Source organism: Streptomyces capoamus (assembly GCF_014654935.1).
Taxonomy (GTDB): Bacteria; Actinomycetota; Actinomycetes; order Streptomycetales; family Streptomycetaceae; genus Streptomyces; species Streptomyces capoamus.
The window spans coordinates 691,125-709,011 of sequence record NZ_BNBF01000001.1; the positions used below are offsets into that span (position 1 = coordinate 691,125).

The following is a 17,887-nucleotide window of genomic DNA, read 5'->3' on the forward strand; positions in this document are numbered from 1 at the left end:
CTCCGTCGCCCGCGCCCATGGCGTCAGCCCCGCGCAGGTCCGCATCGCCTGGACCCTGCACCAGGGCCCGCACGTCCTCGCCATCCCCGGCACCGGCAACCCCGACCACCTGGCCGAGAACGTCGCCGCCGGTGCGCTGCGGCTCACCGGCGCGGAACTGGCGCTGCTCGGCGAAGCCCGTACGCCGAACGGCTGACGGAGAGGTCGGGGGAGCAGGGAGAACGGGGCGACTACCATCGTGCAGACGGGGCCGGGGCCAGACCAAGACGGGGTGAGGAACGTTCCCATGACCGACGCCAAGGACGAACGCCGGCCGGCCGGTGAACTCGAAGCGAGCGTCATGGCCGTCCTCTGGGCCGCCGACGCGCCCCGGACGCCCGGACAGGTCCAGCAGAGCCTGGGGGTCGACCTCGCCCGTACGACGGTGACGACCATCCTCACCCGGCTGCACGACAAGGGGGTGGTCGACCGCCGGCGCCAGGGCCGCGGCTACGCCTACGCTCCCGCCCGCGACGTTCCGGACGCCCACGGTCTCACCGCCCGCCGGATGCACAGCGAGCTGGACCGGGACGGCGACCGGGAGACCGTCCTCGCCCGCTTCGTCGCCCAGCTCAGTCCCGACGACGAACGCGTCCTGCGGGACCTGCTCGAAGCCGACGGCCGATGACCGCCCTGCTGCTGCTCCCGCTCCTGCTGCCGTGCGCCCTGCCGGCCCTGGCCCGCCGGGCCCTGGGCCGGCTGTCCCCGGCCGTCGCGCTGTGGACCGTGACCGGCTGCGCGGTGCTCCTCGCCGGGTGCTCGCTGGCGGCGCTCGCCGTGTTCCTCCTCATCGGGCTGCTCCGGCTGCCGCCGTTCGCCGCGCTCGGCGAGCTGGTCCACCCGCTGCACACCGCCTCCGCCGTCCTCGTCGTCCCGGCCGCCGTCGCCTCGGCCGGTGCCCTCGCGGGCTCGGGCTGGACCCTGGTCCGCTCGGCATTGCGCCAGGGCCGCGCCTACCGGTCGGCCCGGGCCCAGGCCGCGCGCCGGCCCCCCGCGGGCGACCTGTGCGTGGTGGACTCGCCCCGGCCGGACGCCTACGCCCTGCCCGGCCGCCCGCACCGGGTCGTCGTCACCACGGCGATGCTGCGCAGCCTGGACGGCCCCGAGCGGGAGGCGCTGCTCGCGCACGAGCGGGCGCACAACGCGGGCGGCCACCACATCGCCCTCGCCGCCGCCGAGCTGGTGGCGCACTGCCATCCGGCGCTGCGCGGGGTCCGCGCCACGATCCGGCTGGCCGCCGAACGCGCCGCCGACGAGGCCGCCGCCGCGTCGGTCGGCGACCGGCGCCTGACCGCCCGGGCCATCGCCCGCGCGGCCCTCGCCGGCCAGGCCGCGCGGTCCGTCCGCCCCGGCTTCGCCCCCGGCGCCGCGACCGGGCCCGTCCCGCAACGCGTCGAGGCCCTGCTGGCCGCCCCCCGCCCCCCGCGCCCCCGGGCGGGCGGTGCCGTGGCCCTGCTGCTCGCCGCCTGCACCGTCCTGTCCTGCGTGGCCTCGGCCACCGCCACGGCCGAGGTCCACCACCGCGTGGAGGTCGCGCAGGGAGAGGAGAGCCCCTGACAGGGGGGCCTGACAGCGGGTTCTGACGGCGGGATCCTGACGGCTGGATCCTGAGGAAAGCCCTGACAGCAGGTTCCTGGGGGAGCCCGTGCCGCCCCCGCCGTGACGCGCGTAGACCGGGACTGGCATCCGGGGAGTTTTACGTATAACCTCACCGGCTAACCAGTCCAGCCCGGAAGGTCAGCATGCGTCGCCTCGCCCTCGTCACCCTCGTCGTGCAGGACTACGACGAGGCCATCGGCTTCTACACCGAGGCCCTCGGATTCCGGCTCGTCGAAGACGCCCCGCGCCCCGACGGCTCCCGCTGGGTCGTCGTCGAGCCCGGCGACGGCTCCGGCACCGGTCTGCTGCTGGCCCGCGGCAAGGACGCGGACCAGCGGGCCCGGGTCGGGGACCAGACCGGCGGCCGCGTCGGCTTCTTCCTGCACACCGACGACTTCGCCCGCGACCACGCCCGGATGACCGCGGCCGGCGTGACCTTCCTGGAGGAGCCGCGCCACGAGCCGTACGGCACGGTCGCCGTCTTCCAGGACCTGTACGGCAACCGCTGGGACCTGCTCCAGCCCGCCGGTCACTGAACACCACCGCACCGCACCACCAGCCGAGGAACGAAACGCCCATGACCGCGTCCCGCATCGACACCGAGACCCTCCGCCGGCTCCCCAAGGCCGTCCTGCACGACCACCTCGACGGCGGCCTGCGCCCCGCCACCGTCGTCGAGCTCGCGGACGCGGTCGGCCACACCCTGCCCACCACCGACCCCGACGAGCTGGCAGCCTGGTACGTCGAGGCCGCCAACTCCGGCGACCTGGTCCGCTACATCGCGACCTTCGAGCACACCCTCGCCGTCATGCAGACCCGTGAGGGCCTGCTGCGCACCGCCGAGGAGTACGTCCTCGACCTGGCGGCCGACGGCGTCGTCTACGCCGAGGTGCGCTACGCGCCCGAGCTGAACACCAACGGCGGGCTCACGATGCGCGAGGTCGTGGAGACCGTCCAGGAAGGCCTCGCCGCCGGCATGGCCAAGGCCGCGGCGGCCGGCACCCCGGTCCGCGTCGGCACCCTGCTGTGCGGCATGCGGATGTTGGACCGCGTCCGCGAGGCCGCCGACCTGGCCGTCGCCTACCGGGACGCCGGTGTCGTCGGCTTCGACATCGCCGGCGCGGAGGACGGCTTCCCGCCCGCCGACCACCTCGCCGCCTTCGAGCACCTGCGCCGCGAGAACGTGCCCTTCACCATCCACGCCGGCGAGGCGCACGGCCTGCCCAGCATCCACCAGGCCCTCCAGGTGTGCGGCGCCCAGCGCATCGGCCACGGCGTCCGCCTCACCGAGGACATCCCCGACCTCGCGGCCGGCAAGCTCGGCCGTCTCGCCTCCTGGGTGCGCGACCGCCGCATCGCCCTGGAGATGTGCCCCACCTCCAACCTGCAGACCGGCTGCGCCACCTCGATCGCCGAGCACCCGATCACCGCCCTGAAGGACCTCGGGTTCCGGGTCACCCTGAACACCGACAACCGTCTGGTGTCGGGCACGACGATGACCCGCGAGATGTCCCTGCTGGTGGAGCAGGCCGGCTGGACCGTCGAGGACCTGCGCACCGTCACGGTGAACGCCCTCAAGAGCGCGTTCATCCCGTTCGACGAGCGCAAGGCCCTCATCGAGGACGTGGTCCTGCCGGGTTACGCGGCCGCGCTCTGAAGCAGCCCCCTGAGGTAGGCGGCCTGTCCGACGTGCTGGAGGTCGTCGGACAGGACGCTCACCAGCCGGACCCCCAGGGTCACCGGCGGGTCCCAGCGCTCGTCCACCACGCGTTCCAGGTCCTTGGCGGCCAGCGAGCGCAGGGCGCCCAGGGTCTGCTCGTGGACGGCGTCGTAGTACCCGGTCAGCAGGTCCGCCGACTCGACCCGCACCTTCGCGACCTTGGCGGGCGTGTGACCGTAACCGGTGTCGTGCCGGGGCAGGTCGAGGCCGAACCGCTTCTCCCAGCCCTGGGAGAGCCACACCTGGTCCAGGTCGAACGCGTCGGCGACGTGGTCGTCCTGCACCCGGGTGAGGTGCCAGACCAGCCAGGCGACGGAGTTGGCGTCACGGGCCGGGCGGTGGTGCAGTTCGTCCGGGCCCAGCCCGTCGAGGGCGGCGTGGACTTCTTCCTGGATGCGGCCGTAGCCGTCGATGAGGACGTCCTTTGCATGCATACCGTCCACCATCGCAAACCACCGCCGCTCACGCGTCCGGAATCCAGCTTCCGTGGAAGCCCAGCGGCACCCGCCCGGGCAGGTGCACCCGCGCCACCGGCTCGCCGGTGAAGTCCTGCGCCGCGAGGATCACCAGGTCGGTCGCCCCGCGCTCGGGATCGTGCACGTACGCGAGTGCGTAGCCGTCGTCCTCGGCGGCCCGGTGGTCCGCCGGATCCCGGGGCACGAACACCGCCTCGCCGGCCGCCGCGCCCCGGGGCAGGCGGTGCAGCCGGGTCGTACCGCGCAGCAGGTCGTGCTGGATCAGCGCGTTGGAGAAGGCGCCGTCGGGCGGGTTCCCGTCGGGGGAGAGGTAGGCCAGCGTCAACTCGGCGCAGGCCGCCGAGTAGCCGTAGCGGTGCCGCCGGGACACGAACGCCTCGTTCACGCGCGGGAACTCCTGCGGCCGGTCGTCCAGTACCCGCTGCCGTACCCGGCCCCGGTCCATCTCCACGGTCCACCGTTCCAGCCGCGGTGTGCCCACCGCGTGCGGCCCGCCCGAGCCGCGCCCGGCGACCTCGAACGGCGCCGGATACGTCGTCAGGTCGACCACCACCGACGTGCCCACGTCGTAGGCGTTCAGGGTGTGGGAGTAGAACACCGGGTCGATGGGGAACCAGCGCACCGGCCCGCCCGAGCGCGGCATGACCCCCACGCGGGCGGGGTGCCCGGGGTTCCAGACGTACGGCACCGGGGCGCCGCGCCCCGCCGCCCCCGGATCGAAGGTGACCGGGACGTCGATGACGACCACGTGCCGTGCGGTGAGCGCGAAGTCGTGGATCATCGGCGCGTCCGGCATCGGGATCCGCGTGGTGCGCGCGACCCGGCCCGACGGGTCCACCACCAGGTGCCGGATGTGGTCCCAGGCCGGGTAGTAGGCGAGGGCGTGCAGCTCACCGGCGTGGGCGTCGAACTTGGTGTGCGCGGTGAACGCGCCCTCCAGGGTGCCCCGGAAGTCGTACGCGCCGACGGTGTTCAGTTCGCCGTCGAGTTCGTACGGCAGTGGGCCGCTCTCCTGGAGGGCGAGGATCCGGCCCCGGTACGGGACCACGTGGGTGTTGCATGCGAAGTCGTCCGGCGGGACCGGGCCCGGGTACGGTTCGCCCAGCTTCCGCGCGACCTGCGAGGACCGCACCCAGCGGTTGCGGTACCACTCCGCCCGGCCGTCGCGCAGCCGCACCCCGTGCACCATGCCCTCGCCGAGCATCCAGTGGTGCGCCCGCGGATCCTCCAGGCCCAGCACGTTGGGCCCGTTGCGCAGCAGGCGGCCGTTGAGCCCGCGCGGTACGCGGCCGGTGACCGGCAGGTCGTACGCCGTCAGTTCCTCCGTGACCGGAGCGAACGCGCCTTCCAGGAAGGGATGGTGAGGCGGTGCGGGCGCGCTCGTCCCCTGCACCGCCGCCGCGGGCCGGCCGGCTGTGCCGGCGAGTGCGCCCGCCGCCGCGAGTCCGGCCGTGCCCCGCAGCAGGGTCCGCCGGGTGTGTTCCGCCATCGTGAATACTCCTGACCGTCGTCTCCGTGGCTGACGGTCCGAGTCTGCGGCGGCGGACGGCCGGAATCAGGAGGGCTGGACCCCGTCCCGGGGTGGTGTCAGACCCCCTGTTTCCAGCAGGGTGACCAGCGCCCGGGCGGCCGGACTCGTGGCCCGGTCCGGCGGCAGCAGGGCGACCGTCTCGTACTCCGCCTCCCCCGTGCCCTTCAGCGGGAGGGCCGTGAGCCCCAACCGCTTGTGCCGGAAGTGCCGGGGCACGACGGCGATCCCCAGGTTCTCGTCCACCAGGTCCAGCAGGCTGTGCACGTCGTTGACCTCCAGCGCCACCGTGCGCCGGACACCGGCCGCGGCGAACGCGGCGTCGGTGGCGCGCCGCGGACCCCAGTCGGGGTGGAAGTCCACGAAGACCTCCCCGGCGAGGTCGTCCGGGCCGAGCACGGCCGGGGCCGCGGCCAGACGGTGGCTGGGGTGGCACAGCACGGTCATCGGCTCGCTGGTCAGCGCCACCGAGCGCAGCTGGTCGGTGTCGGCCTGGGTGCGGTACGCGAACGCCAGGTCGAGCCGCCCGGCCGCGACCTCCTCGGCCAGCGCGCCCGAGCCGGCCTGCCGCAGCCGTATCTCCACGTCCGGGTGCCGGCCCCGGAAGGCCGCCAGCAGCCGGGCCACCTGTACCCCGGCGATGCACTGCTCGGTGCCGAGCGCCAGCGTGCCCCGCAGCACGCCCTGCACCGCCGCCACCGCCTCGTGCGCGGAGCGCACCTGCGCCAGGATGCGCTCGGCCTCCACCAGCAGCGCCCGTCCCGCCTCGGTCAGCGTCACTCTGCGGGTGGTCCGCACGAACAGCGGCGCCCGCAGCTCCCGCTCCAGGGCCCGGATGGACGCGGACAGGCCCGACTGCGACACCATCAGCCGCTCGGCGGCCCGGGTGAAGTGCTGGTCCTCGGCTACGGCGACGAAATGCTGGAGGTGGCGCAGTTCCATGATTGAGCAGCCTAGTCGCTGAATCCCATCCGATTCTCCTGTTGGACCACTGTCCGCCGCACGGGGAAGAGTGGAACCGGTAGATCGTGTGCCCACCCCTCAGGAGTCGCGTTGTACACCGCACACCCCGACCGCTATGCCGACATGCCCTACCGGCGGACCGGACGCAGCGGCCTGAAACTGCCCGCTCTGTCGCTCGGCCTGTGGCACAACTTCGGGCCCGACCGGCCCGTCGAGACCCAGCGGGCCATCCTGCGCCGCGCCTTCGACCTCGGCGTGACCCACTTCGACCTGGCGAACAACTACGGGCCGCCGCCCGGCGCCGCCGAGTCCGCCTTCGGGGAGGCGCTGCGGGTGGACTTCGCCCGCCACCGGGACGAGCTGGTGATCTCCACCAAGGCCGGCTACCGGATGTGGCCCGGCCCGTACGGCGAATGGGGCTCGCGCAAGTACCTGCTGTCCTCGCTCGACCAGAGCCTGGCGCGGATGGGCCTGGAGTACGTGGACATCTTCTACTCGCACCGCTTCGACCCGGACACTCCGCTGGAGGAGACGATGGGTGCCCTGCACACGGCGGTGCAGCAGGGCAAGGCCCTGTACGCCGGTGTGTCCAACTACTCCGCCGAGCAGACCCGCGAGGCCGCCCGGATCCTCGGTGAACTGGGCACCCCGCTCCTGATCCACCAGCCCCGCTACTCGATGCTGGACCGGCGCCCCGAGGACCAGGGCCTGCTCGACGCCCTGGACGAACTCCAGGTCGGCTCCATCGTCTACTCCCCGCTGGAGCAGGGCCTGCTCACCGGCCGCTACCTCGACGGCATCCCCGAGGACTCCCGGGCGGCGAGCGACAGCCCGTTCCTGAACTCGGACGCGGTCACCGAGGACCTGGTCGCCCGGCTGCGCGCGCTGGACGAGATCGCGCGGTCCCGCGGCCAGACCCTGGCCCAGCTCGCGCTCGCCTGGGTGCTGCGCGGCGGCCGGGTGACCTCCGCCCTGGTCGGCGCGAGCAGCGCACGGCAGCTGGAGGACAGCGTCGCCGCCATCCGCAACCTGGACTTCGACGCCGAGGAGCTGGCGCGGATCGACGCGATCGTCCGGGCGTAGCGCACGGGGTGGCCGGGGTGGCCGGGGAGGGCAGCAAGGGGCGGGGGAGCGCCGGCTGGTCAGGCGCCCGCCGGCACCCGGTCCAGGAATCCCAGTACCTGCCGGATGCGCCCCTCCTCGTCCAGGGTGACCACGTCGAACCCGGCCACCGGCGCCGAGCCGTCGGCCGGGTTCACCAGCTCCCAGCCGAAGCGCGCGGTGTCGTGGTGCCCGTCGACCGCGCCCAGCGGGCGGAAGACGAAGCCGGGGAACTGCTCGTGGACGGCCGCGATCACGGCCGCGATCCCGTCGTGGCCGCGGACGTCCGCGAGGGGGTCGGTGTACCCGCCGTCCGCGGTCCACGCGGCGGCGACGGCCTTCTCGACGGCCTCCGGCCCGGTGGCGTTCCAGGCCTCGAAGTAACGGGCGGCGGCGTTCTCGTAGCGGTCGGTGCGCACGGCCATGGCGAAACATCCTCCATCGAGGTGGTCTTGACTGGTCAGGGTCCGGATCGCGGGTTCGCCGATCCGGTGTGACCACCATGCGGGAGGAGGGGCGGCCGGGTCGATTACCTCAGGGGTCATGCCCCAACGGCCGTACGGGCCGCCCGGTTCCGGCCACAGCGGGCAGGGAATATGCCAAGAGACTGGCCGGAAAGACATGGTGACAGTGGTTCAGTAGTGAACATACTCGACTGTAAGGACTTCACTTCCAGCGAGGTTCCGCTCACGCACCGCACATGAGCCGCACCGAAAGCGAGGTCCGCCCGAGGCGACGACGCGACGGGGGAGTGTGCATGCACGACGAGTTCCTGTGCCACGTCACCGCGTACGGCACCTGTGGCGGCCGGCGCATCGGAGTGCCCCTGGGGACCTACCGGGCGCCCACCCTGGCCCTCGCCCTGTGGTGGCTGCGCGACCGTGCGAACTGGATCGCGGACCGCCTCGACCCGCAGCCCGGGGCGGAGCACTTACCGCCCCGTGCGCTCGTCCCGGTCGCCGACTCCGTGCCCGACGTGCCGTCCGTGCTGCGCGCCTGGTGCGGCGACCCGGGCCGGCAGGAGCAGGTCGCCGACGAGCTGGCCGCGGGCAGGCTCGTGCGGATCGTGACCGGCGACGACACCACCGAGTACGAACTGCTCGCGGAGTCCGTCGACGCACTGCGCATGCAGCGGACCGTCCCGGCCCTCGTCCTGCCCGTCGCCTGAGCGGCCACCACGCCCTCGGCGCGGGGTGCGCGCGCGGGTGGACGGATCGGCGGAATTCCGGCATGTGTGCTGCTGGTGATGCCGCCCGTGCTCCCCAGGTGCGCGGCCGTCCGGTCGCCGCGCCGGTGCGAGCCGGCCCCGGGAGGGAGGCGGGCGGGCGATGACCGCCCCCCCGATTCCGGCCCACGCACGTCGTCCCGCCGCACGGCCTGCCCGCGTGGGAAACCCCCGACCCGACGCGGCCCACCGTGCCCCTGGATCCGCTGCTGCCCGTGCAGCTCGTGGAACGGCGCGGCGACTGGGGGCACATCCGCTGCGCCAACGGCTGGGCCGCCTGGGTCGACGGCCGCCTGCTCGTCGCCGTACCCGACGACCCGCCCGCCGGCGGCGACCCCGGCGGCACCGCCGATCCGCGCCCCCTGCTGGCCCGGGTCGAACAGGCGCTGGCCGGCTACCGGGCGGCCGTGGAGGGCCTGGCGGCCGGCGCGACGGACGGCGAGGCCTTCGAGGCCCGCACCCGGGGCCTGCGCATCGGGCTCGTGGTCGACGGCGCGTCCACGTGGGTGTACGACCCGCAGGAGGGGCGGTGGCTGTACGGCGACGGACGCAGACTGAGCCCGTACGCCACCGACCGGCCGGTGGACGGGGCGGACGACACCGGGCGTGCCCCGGCCCGGCTGGTCGCGCCGGAGGGTGAGCGCTGACGACCGGCGGGACCGGCCTGTTCGCCGGCCGTCCCCCGGCGGAACCGGGCGGCGGCCGGGTGGCGGAGGCGTCCGCTCCGGCGCCCCCCCGAGACCCCGGCTCCCCGGACCGGCGGACCGTCGCAGGCACCGCAGCAGCAACAGCAGCCACAGCAGCAACAGCAGCAGTGACTCTTGTCACTGTGCGCGCTCGGCGAACGGATCGGGTGGACTGGCGGGCCGGGGTCGGGGTACGAGGACTGGTGCACCATCGACCGGCGGACCGGGTTTTCCGAGAGAGACAGTATGAGCGAGCACCTGGGCGGGGCAGTGATACCGACTGGTTTCGACGTACCCGTGGAGCCGCTGCGGCGTGCGGCGCACTACACGGGCGAACCCGGATGCATCGCCGACGCCCGCGCCTTCGCTGCCCAGTTCCTCCAGCAGCTGCGCACCGAGTGGTGCGCCAGCGCCGACGGCCTGGCCGACGGCGAGCTGCTCCTCATGGTGAGTGAGCTGGTCACCAACGCCGACCGGCACAGCAACGGGCCGTACATCCTGGAACTGGAAGGCACGGACACCGCGGTGGTGGTGTCCGTGTACGACAGCAGCAGCGCCCTGCCCCGCCGCTTTCCCAAGGACCCGCAGCGGATCGGGCGGCACGGTCTGGAGATCGTGCACGCCCTGGCCTCGCAGGTGACCGTCGAGCGCGTCCCCGTGGGCAAGCGCGTGCGGGCGGTCTTCGCGCTGCGCCGGGACTGAGCCGGCGCCCCGGCCTCAGGCGCAGTCGAGCTCGCCGAGCATCCCCTCGCGCAACCGGGCGATGATCCGCTTGATCAGCCGGGAGACGTGCATCTGGGAGCAGCCGAGCTGCTCGCCGATCTCCGCCTGGGTGGCCTCCTCCACGAACCGCAGGTGGATGATCCGGCGGTCGCGCTCGCTCAGCTCCGCCATCAGCGGGGCGAGTGCGTGGAAGTCCTCCACGAGCCGCAGCCCCTCCTCCTCGACGCCGATGAAGTCGGCCAGCACGGCCTCGCCGTCCTCGGGCCCGTCGCCGGTGAGCGCCGCGTCCAGGGAGGCGGAGTTGTAGCCGTTGGAGGCGAGCTGGGCCTCGACGACCTCCTTCTCGGAGATGTTCATCAGCGTGGCCAGCTCGGCGGTCGTCGGATCGCGGTCCAGCCGGCTGGACAGCTCCTCCCGGGCCTTCGCCAGCTCCACGCGCAGTTCCTGGAGCCGGCGCGGCACGTGGACGGCCCAGGTGGTGTCGCGGAAGAAGCGCTTGATCTCGCCGACGATGTACGGCAGCGCGAAGGAGGTGAACTCGACCTCGCGTGCCAGTTCGAACCGGTCGATGGCCTTGATCAGGCCGATCATGCCGGTCTGGACGACGTCCTCCATGTCGTCGCCGCGGCCCCGGAACCGTCCGGCGGCGAACCGCACCAGCGACATGTTCATCTCGATGAGGGTGTTGCGCGCGTACTGGTGCTCGTGCGTGCCCTCTTCCAGCTCGGCCAGCCGGCGGAAGAACTGGCGGGACAGTTCCCGCGCGTCGCGCGGGGCGACGGACGCCGGGTCCGCGATGCCAGGCAGTGCTCGCTCGCCCGTCCCGTCCTGCTCGGCCTGCTCCACGACCTCTGCTTGCGACCGGATCCCGGCGGCGGTCTTCATTGCCTCTCCCACGAAAGTCACGGTGCGACGTCTGCCTTCACAGCATGTGTCGGATTCCCGGCGCACCTGTCGGGCCCCGGGTACCCGTTGTCCGGCCGTCCATGCGTGCCGTTACGGCGCTCACCGCGCGGGTACCCACGGTGACACGACGTATGCACCCGCCGCTCGGCACTGGCGTGAAACAACCGGTCCGGGACCTTGGACGGCCCCGGGATTTCCCTCAGGGCGCAACCGTGCGCCCTTGCCCCCGACCGTACCGCTCCTAGGCTGACGGGATGAGCAACCCGGTGAGCGACGAAGCCGAAGTCATCCGCCTGCGGCCGGCCCCCGCCCGCCCGGCCGCGCCGGACACCGAGCCCCCCGCCCCCAGGGAACCCCTCTGGCGGGATCTGGTCGGCGAGGTGCTGCGCCGGGAGCGGCAGGCGCAGGAACGCACGCTCAAGGACGTGGCCGACGCGGCCCGGATCTCCCTGCCGTACCTGTCCGAGATCGAGCGGGGCCGCAAGGAGGCCTCGTCCGAGGTGCTCGCCGCCGCCGCCCACGCGCTCGGCCTGGGCCTGGGGGACCTGCTGTCGCTGACGCACGGCGAGCTGGCCCGGCGCACGGCCGCCGCGCAGCGGCGCGGCCGGCCCGCCGCCCCGCACCGGCCGCACCGGGGGCTCTGCTTGGCGGCCTGACCGGCCGCACCCCCCCACGCGTCCGTCCGGGCTCCCGGGGCGGTGACGCCGGACCGATGGACCGATGGACCGATGGACCGATGGACCGATGAGTTTCCCGCCGTGGCCCGGTCGATACCCATGACCGCGTACCCATGACCGCGTACCACGCCCTGTCCCGCCCGCAGGAGGAACTCATGACCACCGACGGATTCACCACGTGCCTCTGGTTCGACGGTCAGGCGGAGGAGGCCGCGCACCATTACGTGTCCGTCTTCAAGGACTCCGGTATCGGCCGCGTCGTGCGGTGGCCGGAATCCGGCCGCGGCCCGGCCGGTTCGGTGCTGACGGTGGAGTTCACCGCCAACGGCCAGAGGTTCGTCGCGCTCAACGGCGGCCCCGAGTTCACCTTCGGCGAGGCGGTCTCGTTCCAGATCCTCTGCGCCGACCAGGACGAGATCGACCACTACTGGACGAAGCTCACCGAGAACGGCGGCGAAGGCGGTCCGTGCGGCTGGCTCAAGGACAAGTACGGCGTCTCCTGGCAGGTGGTCTACGCCCCGCTGCTCGACATGATCGGCGACCCGGACCCGGAGAAGGCCGCGCGGGCCATGAAGGCCATGATGGGCATGGGCAAGCTGGACGCCGCGGCCCTGGAGCAGGCGTACGCCGGGGAGCAGCCGTAGCGTCCTGCCCCGTCATCGTCACCGTCACCGCACCCCGGCCTCGGCGAGGACCTCGGCGAGCGCGTGCCGGGAGTTCTCCGCCAGGGCCGGGTTGGTGTCCCAGTAGTACGGCAGCTGGATCAGCGAGATCGACAGCGCCCAGCCCCGCCCGCGTGCCCACTCCGCGTCCCCGGCGCCGACGGCTTCGCGGAACGTGTCCCGGGCGCCCGCCGGCAGCAGGTTCCAGGCCACGGCCAGATCCACGGCCGGGTCTCCGACGCCGGCGGTGCCGAAGTCGATGACCGCGCTCAGCCGTCCGCCGTCGACCAGCACGTTCCCCGGGGACAGGTCCGCGTGCACCCAGACCGGCGGGCCCGAGTGGGCCGGGACCCGCAGGGCCTCCTCCCACAGGGCCGTCACGGCCGCGGTGTCGATCCGGCCGCCGAGCCGGGCGAGCGCGGTCCGGGTCGGCCCGTCCCGGTCGGCGAGGGGCACGCCGCGGCCGGCGGCCGGCCCGCCGTGCGCGTCGGTCCGGCGCAGCGCGCGCACGAACGCCCCCAGCTCCTCGGCGACCCGCCGGGGTTCCGCCACGGCTCCGGCGACCGGATTGCGTCCCTCCAGCCAGCGGTACACCGACCAGGGCCACGGGAAGCCGTCATCGGGCCGGCCCACGCCCAGCGGCTCGGGCACGGCCACCGGCAGCAGCGGACCGAGCCGGGACAGCCAGCGCTGTTCGTGCCTGACGTCCGGCACGGCGGAGGGGCGCCGGGGGAGCCGGACCACGAGGTCGCCGCCCAGCCGGAACATGGCGTTCTCCGTCCCGGCGGAAGGGACACGCCGTATCGGGCAGCGCCGCCCACCGCGGGAACCGGCGGGCGATCAGCCGGTGGACCAGCGGGGCGTCGACGGCGATCTCGTCGGCGTGCATCGGCCGCGCGGGCGCCCGCTGCGGGGTGTCACCGTGGAAGGCACTCATGGAGGTCCATCCCAGCGCCTGGGCGCCCCCGCTGTCGACGGGATTTCGCCGGCCTCAGACCCGGTCGGCCACGATGAGCAGGTACTGGAAGCTGCCGTTGCGGTACGCGGACAGGAACGTGTCCTCGATGCCGGTGACCAGGTGGTCCGCCTCCTTGCGCAGTTCCCAGTACGGGATGGTGGCCTGCGTCAGGTCCTCCACGTGCACGGGCACGAGCCGGTGCCGGGCCATCGCCCGGAAGTACGCCGACCGCGGGTGGATGTCGCAGATGTAGTGCGCGTTGATCAGCGACACCTCGCGGGAGGCCCGCCCGTAGGTGTCGTTGTAGCAGCCGGTGATGACCACGTAGCGTCCGCCGCGGCGCAGCAGCCGGGCGTGCTCCGCGAAGAGCAGGTCCAGTTCGACGTACATGGTGGACTCGTTGTTCCAGGACGCCGCGTACGCGCCCGTCTCGAAACCGGTGTCCAGCATGTTGCGGTGGTGGTAGCGCACCTTGCCGTCGATGCCCCGCTTGCGGGCCTGCTCATGGGCGAAGTCGGCCTGCTTGGCGGAGATCGTGACGCCGTCGGCGTGGCAGCCGTACCGCAGGTGCGCCACCACGCTGCCGCCGCCGCGGCCGCAGCCGGCGTCGAAGACCCGGTCGGTGGGGGAGAGCGGGCCGAGGTGGGAGGCGAGCAGTTCGGCCTGGGCGTGTTCGAGCCGGTGCAGTTCGGTGGTGATGCGCTCGCGCCGCAGCGCGCCGTCCGGCTCGTCCAGCACCGAGCGGTCGGCCGCCCCGATGCCGTAGTGGTGGTGGTAGAGGTCGTCGATCTTGCCGAGTTCCAGGTTGACCGGGTTCTCCTCGGCGTTCCAGTAGTCGGCGACGCGGCTCTGGTAGGTGGACTGGGCCGGTACCGGAACCGATGCGGTCCGGGTGGCGGGCACGGTCGTCAAAGGTGGCTCCTCGGTGCGCGATGTGCGGTGGTTCGTTCCGTGCGGACGGGCGGTCACCAGTAGTCGGGCAGGTGGTAGCGGTGGGAGTTGGTGGCGTGCCACTCGTGGTTGCCGGACACCCAGGCGGCGAGCCCCTGGGCGTAGCGCTCCACGACGGGCGAGGTGCCGGACAGGACGGCGGACTCCTCCTCGAAGGCCTCCATGATCCGGTTGTGGATCTCGACGGACTTCAGGTAGGCGGCCTTCAGTCCGCAGCGCTCGTTGGCGGCGACGACCTGCGGCAGGTTGAGGTGGGTCGGATCGCTCGCCAGCTCCTTGGTGAAGGAGTACAGGTCGTTCACGATGGTGGTGGCGTTGCAGGCCAGCGCCGTGATCCGCTGGATCTCGGGGCGGGCGTAGACCTGCTCGGGCAGTTCGTAGCCGTCCACCGCGTCGACGATCGACAGACAGGGCCGGAAGTTGTTGAACTGCCGCATCACCAGGTACTCCCACACCCGGGGCGTGTACCGGGTCTCGGCCCAGGCGGCCTCGGCCAGGTAGCCCAGGTGCAGCCGGGCGATGTCGTGCACGAACCGGTCGGTCTGGCTGGGCGTGGCGAACGTCGCGTAGTCGGCGAGGGCGAAGTGGTACGAGCGCAGGGGACCGTCGGCCCGTACGCCCGCGCGCCACTCCTCCTCCAGCTCCGGGATGCCGTGGTAGGGGTCGATCGCCGACTGGGCCGTGATCAGCCGCCCGCCCAGGCCGCGGCGGGCGCCGCCCCGGCCCTCGTCCTCCTCGCAGTAGCAGGAGTCGACGACGTTCTCCGCGAGCAGCAGCTTTCCGGCGGCCGTCAGGCGGTCCAGGTCGAGGGCGCCGGGGTGCTGCAGTACGACGGCCCGGCCGAACTGGAAACCCGAGAAGTCCCCCTTCCAGGCCGCCGGGAACAGGTCGAGGCCGCGCGCCCAGGTCTCCAGCCGGTGGTCCACCTCGGCGGCCTTCGCCGGGTCGGCGGGAGCGGCCGGGCGGTGGCGCAGCCCGGGGATCGCCCCGGTGCGCCGGTCCCTGCGCAGGCTCCGTGCCACGTCCGGCGGCCCGGGCAGCCGGTAGGCGTGGGTCGGTGTGCTCATCGCGCGCTCCCGGCCGTCACTCGGCGGTCCGGCCGACCTGGACGTTCTCCAGGATTCCGGCCGCGTCGGGGACGAGGATGGCCAGCGAGTAGTAGGCCGTGACGAGGTAGTTGACGATCGCGGCGCTGTCGATGCCCATGAACCGGACGTTCAGGCCCGGCTGGAACTCCTCCGGGATACCGGTCTGGTAGAGGCCGATCACCCCCTGGTCGGCCTCGCCCGTGCGCAGCGCGATGATGCTGCTGGTGTGGTTCCCGGTGATCGGGATCTTGCTGCACGGGAAGATCGGCACACCTCGCCAGGCGGGCACCTCATGGCCGTCGACCTTCGCGGTGCCCGGCACGAGTCCCCGTTTGTTGCACTGCCGGAAGAAGGCCGCGATCGCCTTCGGGTGGGCCAGGAAGACCTTCGTCTTGCGCCGCATCGCCAGCAGTTCGTCCATGTCGTCGGGGGTCGGCGGCCCTGTGAGGCTGCTGATGCGCTGGCCGTAGTCGACGTTGTGCAGGAGCCCGAACTCACGGTTGTTGACCAGCTCCCACTCCTGTCGCTCGCGGATCTCCTCGACGGTCAGCCTCAGCTGCTGGGCGGTCTGGTCCATCGGGTCGCTGTAGAGGTCGGCGACCCGGGTGTGCACCCGCAGCACGGTCTGCGTGAGCGACAGCTCGTACTCGCGCGGGGAGAGTTCGTAGTCGACGAAGCCGGCCGGCAGGGTGGGCTCGCCGACGTGCCCGGCCTGCACGGGCAGTTCCGCCTCGCCCTTGCGGTTCATCGGCCGGCGCTGCCGCTCGACGTACTCGCGCAGGTGCGCCGCGAGGGAGGGCACCCGCGCGGTGAACTCCTCCACGACCGCCCAGGGCAGCGCCAGCACCACGCCTGCGGTCTCCGCCCGGACGGAGGTCAGCCACAGCGGATCCGACTGGCCGACCGCCTCGTCGCCCATCTGGTCGCCGTCCGTGACGACGCCGACGATCTCCTCGTCGCCGTACTTCCCGGTGGCGTAGCGGGTGAAGCGCCCGTGCGCCACGAGGTAGGCCTCGGTGACCGGCTGGCCCGCCTCGAACAGCACCTGGCCCGGGCGGATCTCCCGGGACCGGAAGCGCGCGGCGATCTCCCGCAGCACCTCGGTGTCGGGATAGCCGCGCAGGATCGGCAGCTCGGTCAGGGTCTCGGGGACCACCCGGACGTCGTCGGCGCCGTTGAGCTCGAAGTGCACGCGCCCGCGGCCGGTACGCAGTTGCAGACGCCGGTTGACCCGGTAGGCGCCGCCCTTGACGTCCACCCACGGCAGGCTCTTCAGCAGCCACCGGGAGGTGATGGCCTGCATCTGCGGTTCGGACTTGGTGGTGGTCGTGAGCTGGCGGGCCGCCCGGGTGCTCAGGCTGGTGAGCCGGGCGTCGGCCGGCGGGCCGGGATCCGGTTCGTCGACTGCGGAACCGGTGGCGATGTCCGGAGTGGACACATTCCCTCCTGCAAACAGGCGGACGGGGCGGTACGGATGGGACGGGTCGGTGGTGCGGGGGATGCCGGTGTGCTCGCACCAGCCAAACAGGACGCCTGTTGTCCCGGTACAGCGCGAAGGGGGCGGTTTTGATCACCGTGTGGCGTAAACCTGCGTGTGGGGTGTGGTGCGGTGTTCACGGTGATCCGCGCGCCGATCTTGTGCCTCCGCGCCCGGCTCCGCCCGGGTTTGCGGCGCGGGTGTTCGGCGCGCGGGGCGGGGGCGGGGTGGCTAGCGTGAGGAAGCGGGACAGTCCGGCCGACCGAGAGGGCTCCGATCATGGCCGTGCAACCGGAGGGAACGCCCTGTTGGGCCGATGCGATGTTCAGCGACGTCGAGGGAGCCGAACGGTTCTACGGTGACGTCCTCGGCTGGAGCTTCGGCGAGTCCTCGTCGGAGTACGGCCACTACACACAGGCCTACGCGGATGGCAAGGCGGTCGCCGCCGTCGTCCCGCCCATGCCCGGCCAGGAGGGGCAGTCGCAGTGGTGCCTGTACTTCGCCTCGCCGGACGCCGCGGCCACCGCGGACAAGATCCGGCAGAACGGCGGCGAGGTGCTGATGGAGCCGATGCCGGTCGGCGACCTGGGCACCATGTGCCTGGCCCGGGAACCCAGCGGGGCCGTGTTCGGCGTGTGGCAGGCGGGCACCCACGAGGGGTTCGAGACGACGGCCACGCCCGGCGCCTACTGCTGGGCCGAGGTCTTCACCAGGGAGCCGGAGCAGGCGGACGCCTTCCTCTCGGCCGTCTTCCCGTACCGGATGAAGCAGATCGAGGACGACGCGGTCGACTTCCGGATGTTCGACGTCGGAGGGGACACCGTGCTCGGCCGGATGCGGATGACGGACGACTTCCCGCCCGAGGTGCCGTCGTACATCAATGTGTACTTCACCGTCGACGACTGTGACGCTGCCGTCGACCGGGCCGTCAAGCTCGGCGGCATCCTCCGCTTCGGACCGATGAGCAGCCCCTTCGGCCGGTTCGCGGCGCTCAGCGACCCGCAGGGCGCGAACCTCTCGGTGATCGACATCGCCACCACCGAGGGCCGGATGCCCCAGGTCAGGGAGGTCTGACCGGTCCCGGAACGGCGTCGCCCGCGGCCATGGC

The 17,887-nt window shown here is 73.0% G+C and carries 20 protein-coding genes and 1 pseudogene; 12 read left to right on the forward strand and 9 right to left on the reverse strand.

Annotated elements, in window-relative coordinates; genetic code table 11:
- The 5 genes from IE312_RS38610 to IE312_RS03145 all read left to right on the forward strand — a co-directional run.
- On the forward strand, positions 1 to 196 hold a 196-nt coding region (locus tag IE312_RS38610), incomplete at its 5' end, for an aldo/keto reductase (RefSeq protein ID WP_229898939.1).
- Positions 197 to 286: 90 nt separating this feature from the next.
- Positions 287 to 667 carry a BlaI/MecI/CopY family transcriptional regulator gene (locus IE312_RS03130; RefSeq protein ID WP_189978049.1) on the forward strand — a complete coding sequence of 127 codons (381 nt, stop codon included), beginning with the start codon at positions 287 to 289 and terminating at the stop codon, positions 665 to 667.
- A complete protein-coding gene (locus IE312_RS03135) occupies positions 664 to 1,596 on the forward strand; it encodes a M48 family metalloprotease (protein ID WP_189978050.1) in 933 nt (310 codons plus the stop codon). Before IE312_RS03130 ends, IE312_RS03135 begins: the two co-directional genes overlap by 4 nt.
- Before the next feature lie 185 nt (positions 1,597 to 1,781).
- Positions 1,782 to 2,174 (forward strand): VOC family protein, encoded by a 393-nt coding sequence (locus IE312_RS03140; protein ID WP_189978052.1) that lies wholly within the window; start codon positions 1,782 to 1,784, stop codon positions 2,172 to 2,174.
- 41 nt (positions 2,175 to 2,215) lie between these two features.
- On the forward strand, positions 2,216 to 3,295 hold the full coding sequence (locus tag IE312_RS03145; RefSeq protein WP_189978054.1) for an adenosine deaminase: 1,080 nt from the start codon (positions 2,216 to 2,218) through the stop codon (positions 3,293 to 3,295).
- Here IE312_RS03145 and IE312_RS03150 read toward each other — a convergent pair.
- From IE312_RS03150 to IE312_RS03160, 3 genes are all read right to left on the reverse strand, one after another.
- Positions 3,277 to 3,792 carry a mycothiol transferase gene (locus IE312_RS03150; protein WP_189978056.1) on the reverse strand — a complete coding sequence of 172 codons (516 nt, stop codon included), beginning with the start codon at positions 3,790 to 3,792 and terminating at the stop codon, positions 3,277 to 3,279. The two genes, IE312_RS03145 and IE312_RS03150, sit on opposite strands and share 19 nt — an antisense overlap.
- Positions 3,793 to 3,820: 28 nt before the next feature.
- Complete coding sequence (locus IE312_RS03155) at positions 3,821 to 5,323, reverse strand: carotenoid oxygenase family protein (RefSeq protein ID WP_189978058.1); 1,503 nt, start codon at positions 5,321 to 5,323, stop codon at positions 3,821 to 3,823.
- Between the two features lie 66 nt (positions 5,324 to 5,389).
- Positions 5,390 to 6,304, reverse strand: coding sequence for a LysR family transcriptional regulator (locus IE312_RS03160; RefSeq protein WP_189978060.1), 915 nt, complete (start codon positions 6,302 to 6,304; stop codon positions 5,390 to 5,392).
- Positions 6,305 to 6,415: 111 nt separating this feature from the next.
- Between IE312_RS03160 and mgrA the strand changes: the two genes are divergently transcribed.
- A complete protein-coding gene (gene mgrA, locus IE312_RS03165) occupies positions 6,416 to 7,408 on the forward strand; it encodes an L-glyceraldehyde 3-phosphate reductase (RefSeq protein ID WP_189978062.1) in 993 nt (330 codons plus the stop codon).
- Positions 7,409 to 7,467: 59 nt separating this feature from the next.
- On the opposite strand, the gene IE312_RS03170 is transcribed toward mgrA, so the two are convergent.
- Positions 7,468 to 7,851 carry a nuclear transport factor 2 family protein gene (locus IE312_RS03170; protein ID WP_189978064.1) on the reverse strand — a complete coding sequence of 128 codons (384 nt, stop codon included), beginning with the start codon at positions 7,849 to 7,851 and terminating at the stop codon, positions 7,468 to 7,470.
- A 332-nt stretch (positions 7,852 to 8,183) separates the two neighbouring features.
- Between IE312_RS03170 and IE312_RS03175 the strand changes: the two genes are divergently transcribed.
- The 3 genes from IE312_RS03175 to IE312_RS03185 all read left to right on the forward strand — a co-directional run bounded on the left by IE312_RS03175 (position 8,184) and on the right by IE312_RS03185 (position 10,039).
- Entirely contained in the window at positions 8,184 to 8,594 is a 411-nt protein-coding gene (locus IE312_RS03175) for a hypothetical protein (RefSeq protein ID WP_189978066.1), read from the forward strand.
- Between the two features lie 209 nt (positions 8,595 to 8,803).
- A complete protein-coding gene (locus tag IE312_RS03180) occupies positions 8,804 to 9,298 on the forward strand; it encodes an SH3 domain-containing protein (protein WP_189978246.1) in 495 nt (164 codons plus the stop codon).
- A gap of 285 nt (positions 9,299 to 9,583) precedes the next feature.
- On the forward strand, positions 9,584 to 10,039 hold the full coding sequence (locus IE312_RS03185) for an ATP-binding protein (protein ID WP_189978068.1): 456 nt from the start codon (positions 9,584 to 9,586) through the stop codon (positions 10,037 to 10,039).
- A gap of 15 nt (positions 10,040 to 10,054) precedes the next feature.
- Here the strand turns inward: IE312_RS03185 and IE312_RS03190 are convergent, their stop codons facing one another.
- A complete protein-coding gene (locus IE312_RS03190) occupies positions 10,055 to 10,945 on the reverse strand; it encodes an RNA polymerase sigma factor SigF (RefSeq protein WP_189978248.1) in 891 nt (296 codons plus the stop codon).
- Between the two features lie 275 nt (positions 10,946 to 11,220).
- On the opposite strand from IE312_RS03190, the gene IE312_RS03195 reads away from it, so the two are divergent.
- Positions 11,221 to 11,622, forward strand: a complete 402-nt coding sequence (locus IE312_RS03195; protein WP_189978070.1) for a helix-turn-helix domain-containing protein — start codon at positions 11,221 to 11,223, stop codon at positions 11,620 to 11,622.
- Between the two features lie 176 nt (positions 11,623 to 11,798).
- Positions 11,799 to 12,287 carry a VOC family protein gene (locus IE312_RS03200; RefSeq protein WP_189978250.1) on the forward strand — a complete coding sequence of 163 codons (489 nt, stop codon included), beginning with the start codon at positions 11,799 to 11,801 and terminating at the stop codon, positions 12,285 to 12,287.
- Between the two features lie 24 nt (positions 12,288 to 12,311).
- Here IE312_RS03200 and IE312_RS03205 read toward each other — a convergent pair.
- The 4 genes and pseudogenes from IE312_RS03205 to IE312_RS03220 all read right to left on the reverse strand — a co-directional run bounded on the left by IE312_RS03205 (position 12,312) and on the right by IE312_RS03220 (position 16,740).
- Positions 12,312 to 13,194 (reverse strand): annotated as a pseudogene (locus IE312_RS03205) (aminoglycoside phosphotransferase family protein).
- Between the two features lie 102 nt (positions 13,195 to 13,296).
- Positions 13,297 to 14,175 (reverse strand): geranyl diphosphate 2-C-methyltransferase, encoded by an 879-nt coding sequence (locus IE312_RS03210; RefSeq protein ID WP_189978072.1) that lies wholly within the window; start codon positions 14,173 to 14,175, stop codon positions 13,297 to 13,299.
- Positions 14,176 to 14,228: 53 nt separating this feature from the next.
- The gene (locus tag IE312_RS03215; RefSeq protein WP_189978074.1) at positions 14,229 to 15,281 is read right to left on the reverse strand and encodes a family 2 encapsulin nanocompartment cargo protein terpene cyclase; all 1,053 of its coding nucleotides are present in this window, start codon (positions 15,279 to 15,281) and stop codon (positions 14,229 to 14,231) included.
- A 16-nt stretch (positions 15,282 to 15,297) separates the two neighbouring features.
- Positions 15,298 to 16,740: a family 2B encapsulin nanocompartment shell protein gene (locus IE312_RS03220; RefSeq protein WP_189978076.1), complete on the reverse strand. Its 1,443-nt coding sequence runs from the start codon at positions 16,738 to 16,740 to the stop codon at positions 15,298 to 15,300.
- Positions 16,741 to 17,058: 318 nt separating this feature from the next.
- Between IE312_RS03220 and IE312_RS03225 the strand changes: the two genes are divergently transcribed.
- On the forward strand, positions 17,059 to 17,853 hold the full coding sequence (locus tag IE312_RS03225) for a VOC family protein (RefSeq protein ID WP_189978078.1): 795 nt from the start codon (positions 17,059 to 17,061) through the stop codon (positions 17,851 to 17,853).
- Positions 17,854 to 17,887: the final 34 nt, after the last annotated feature.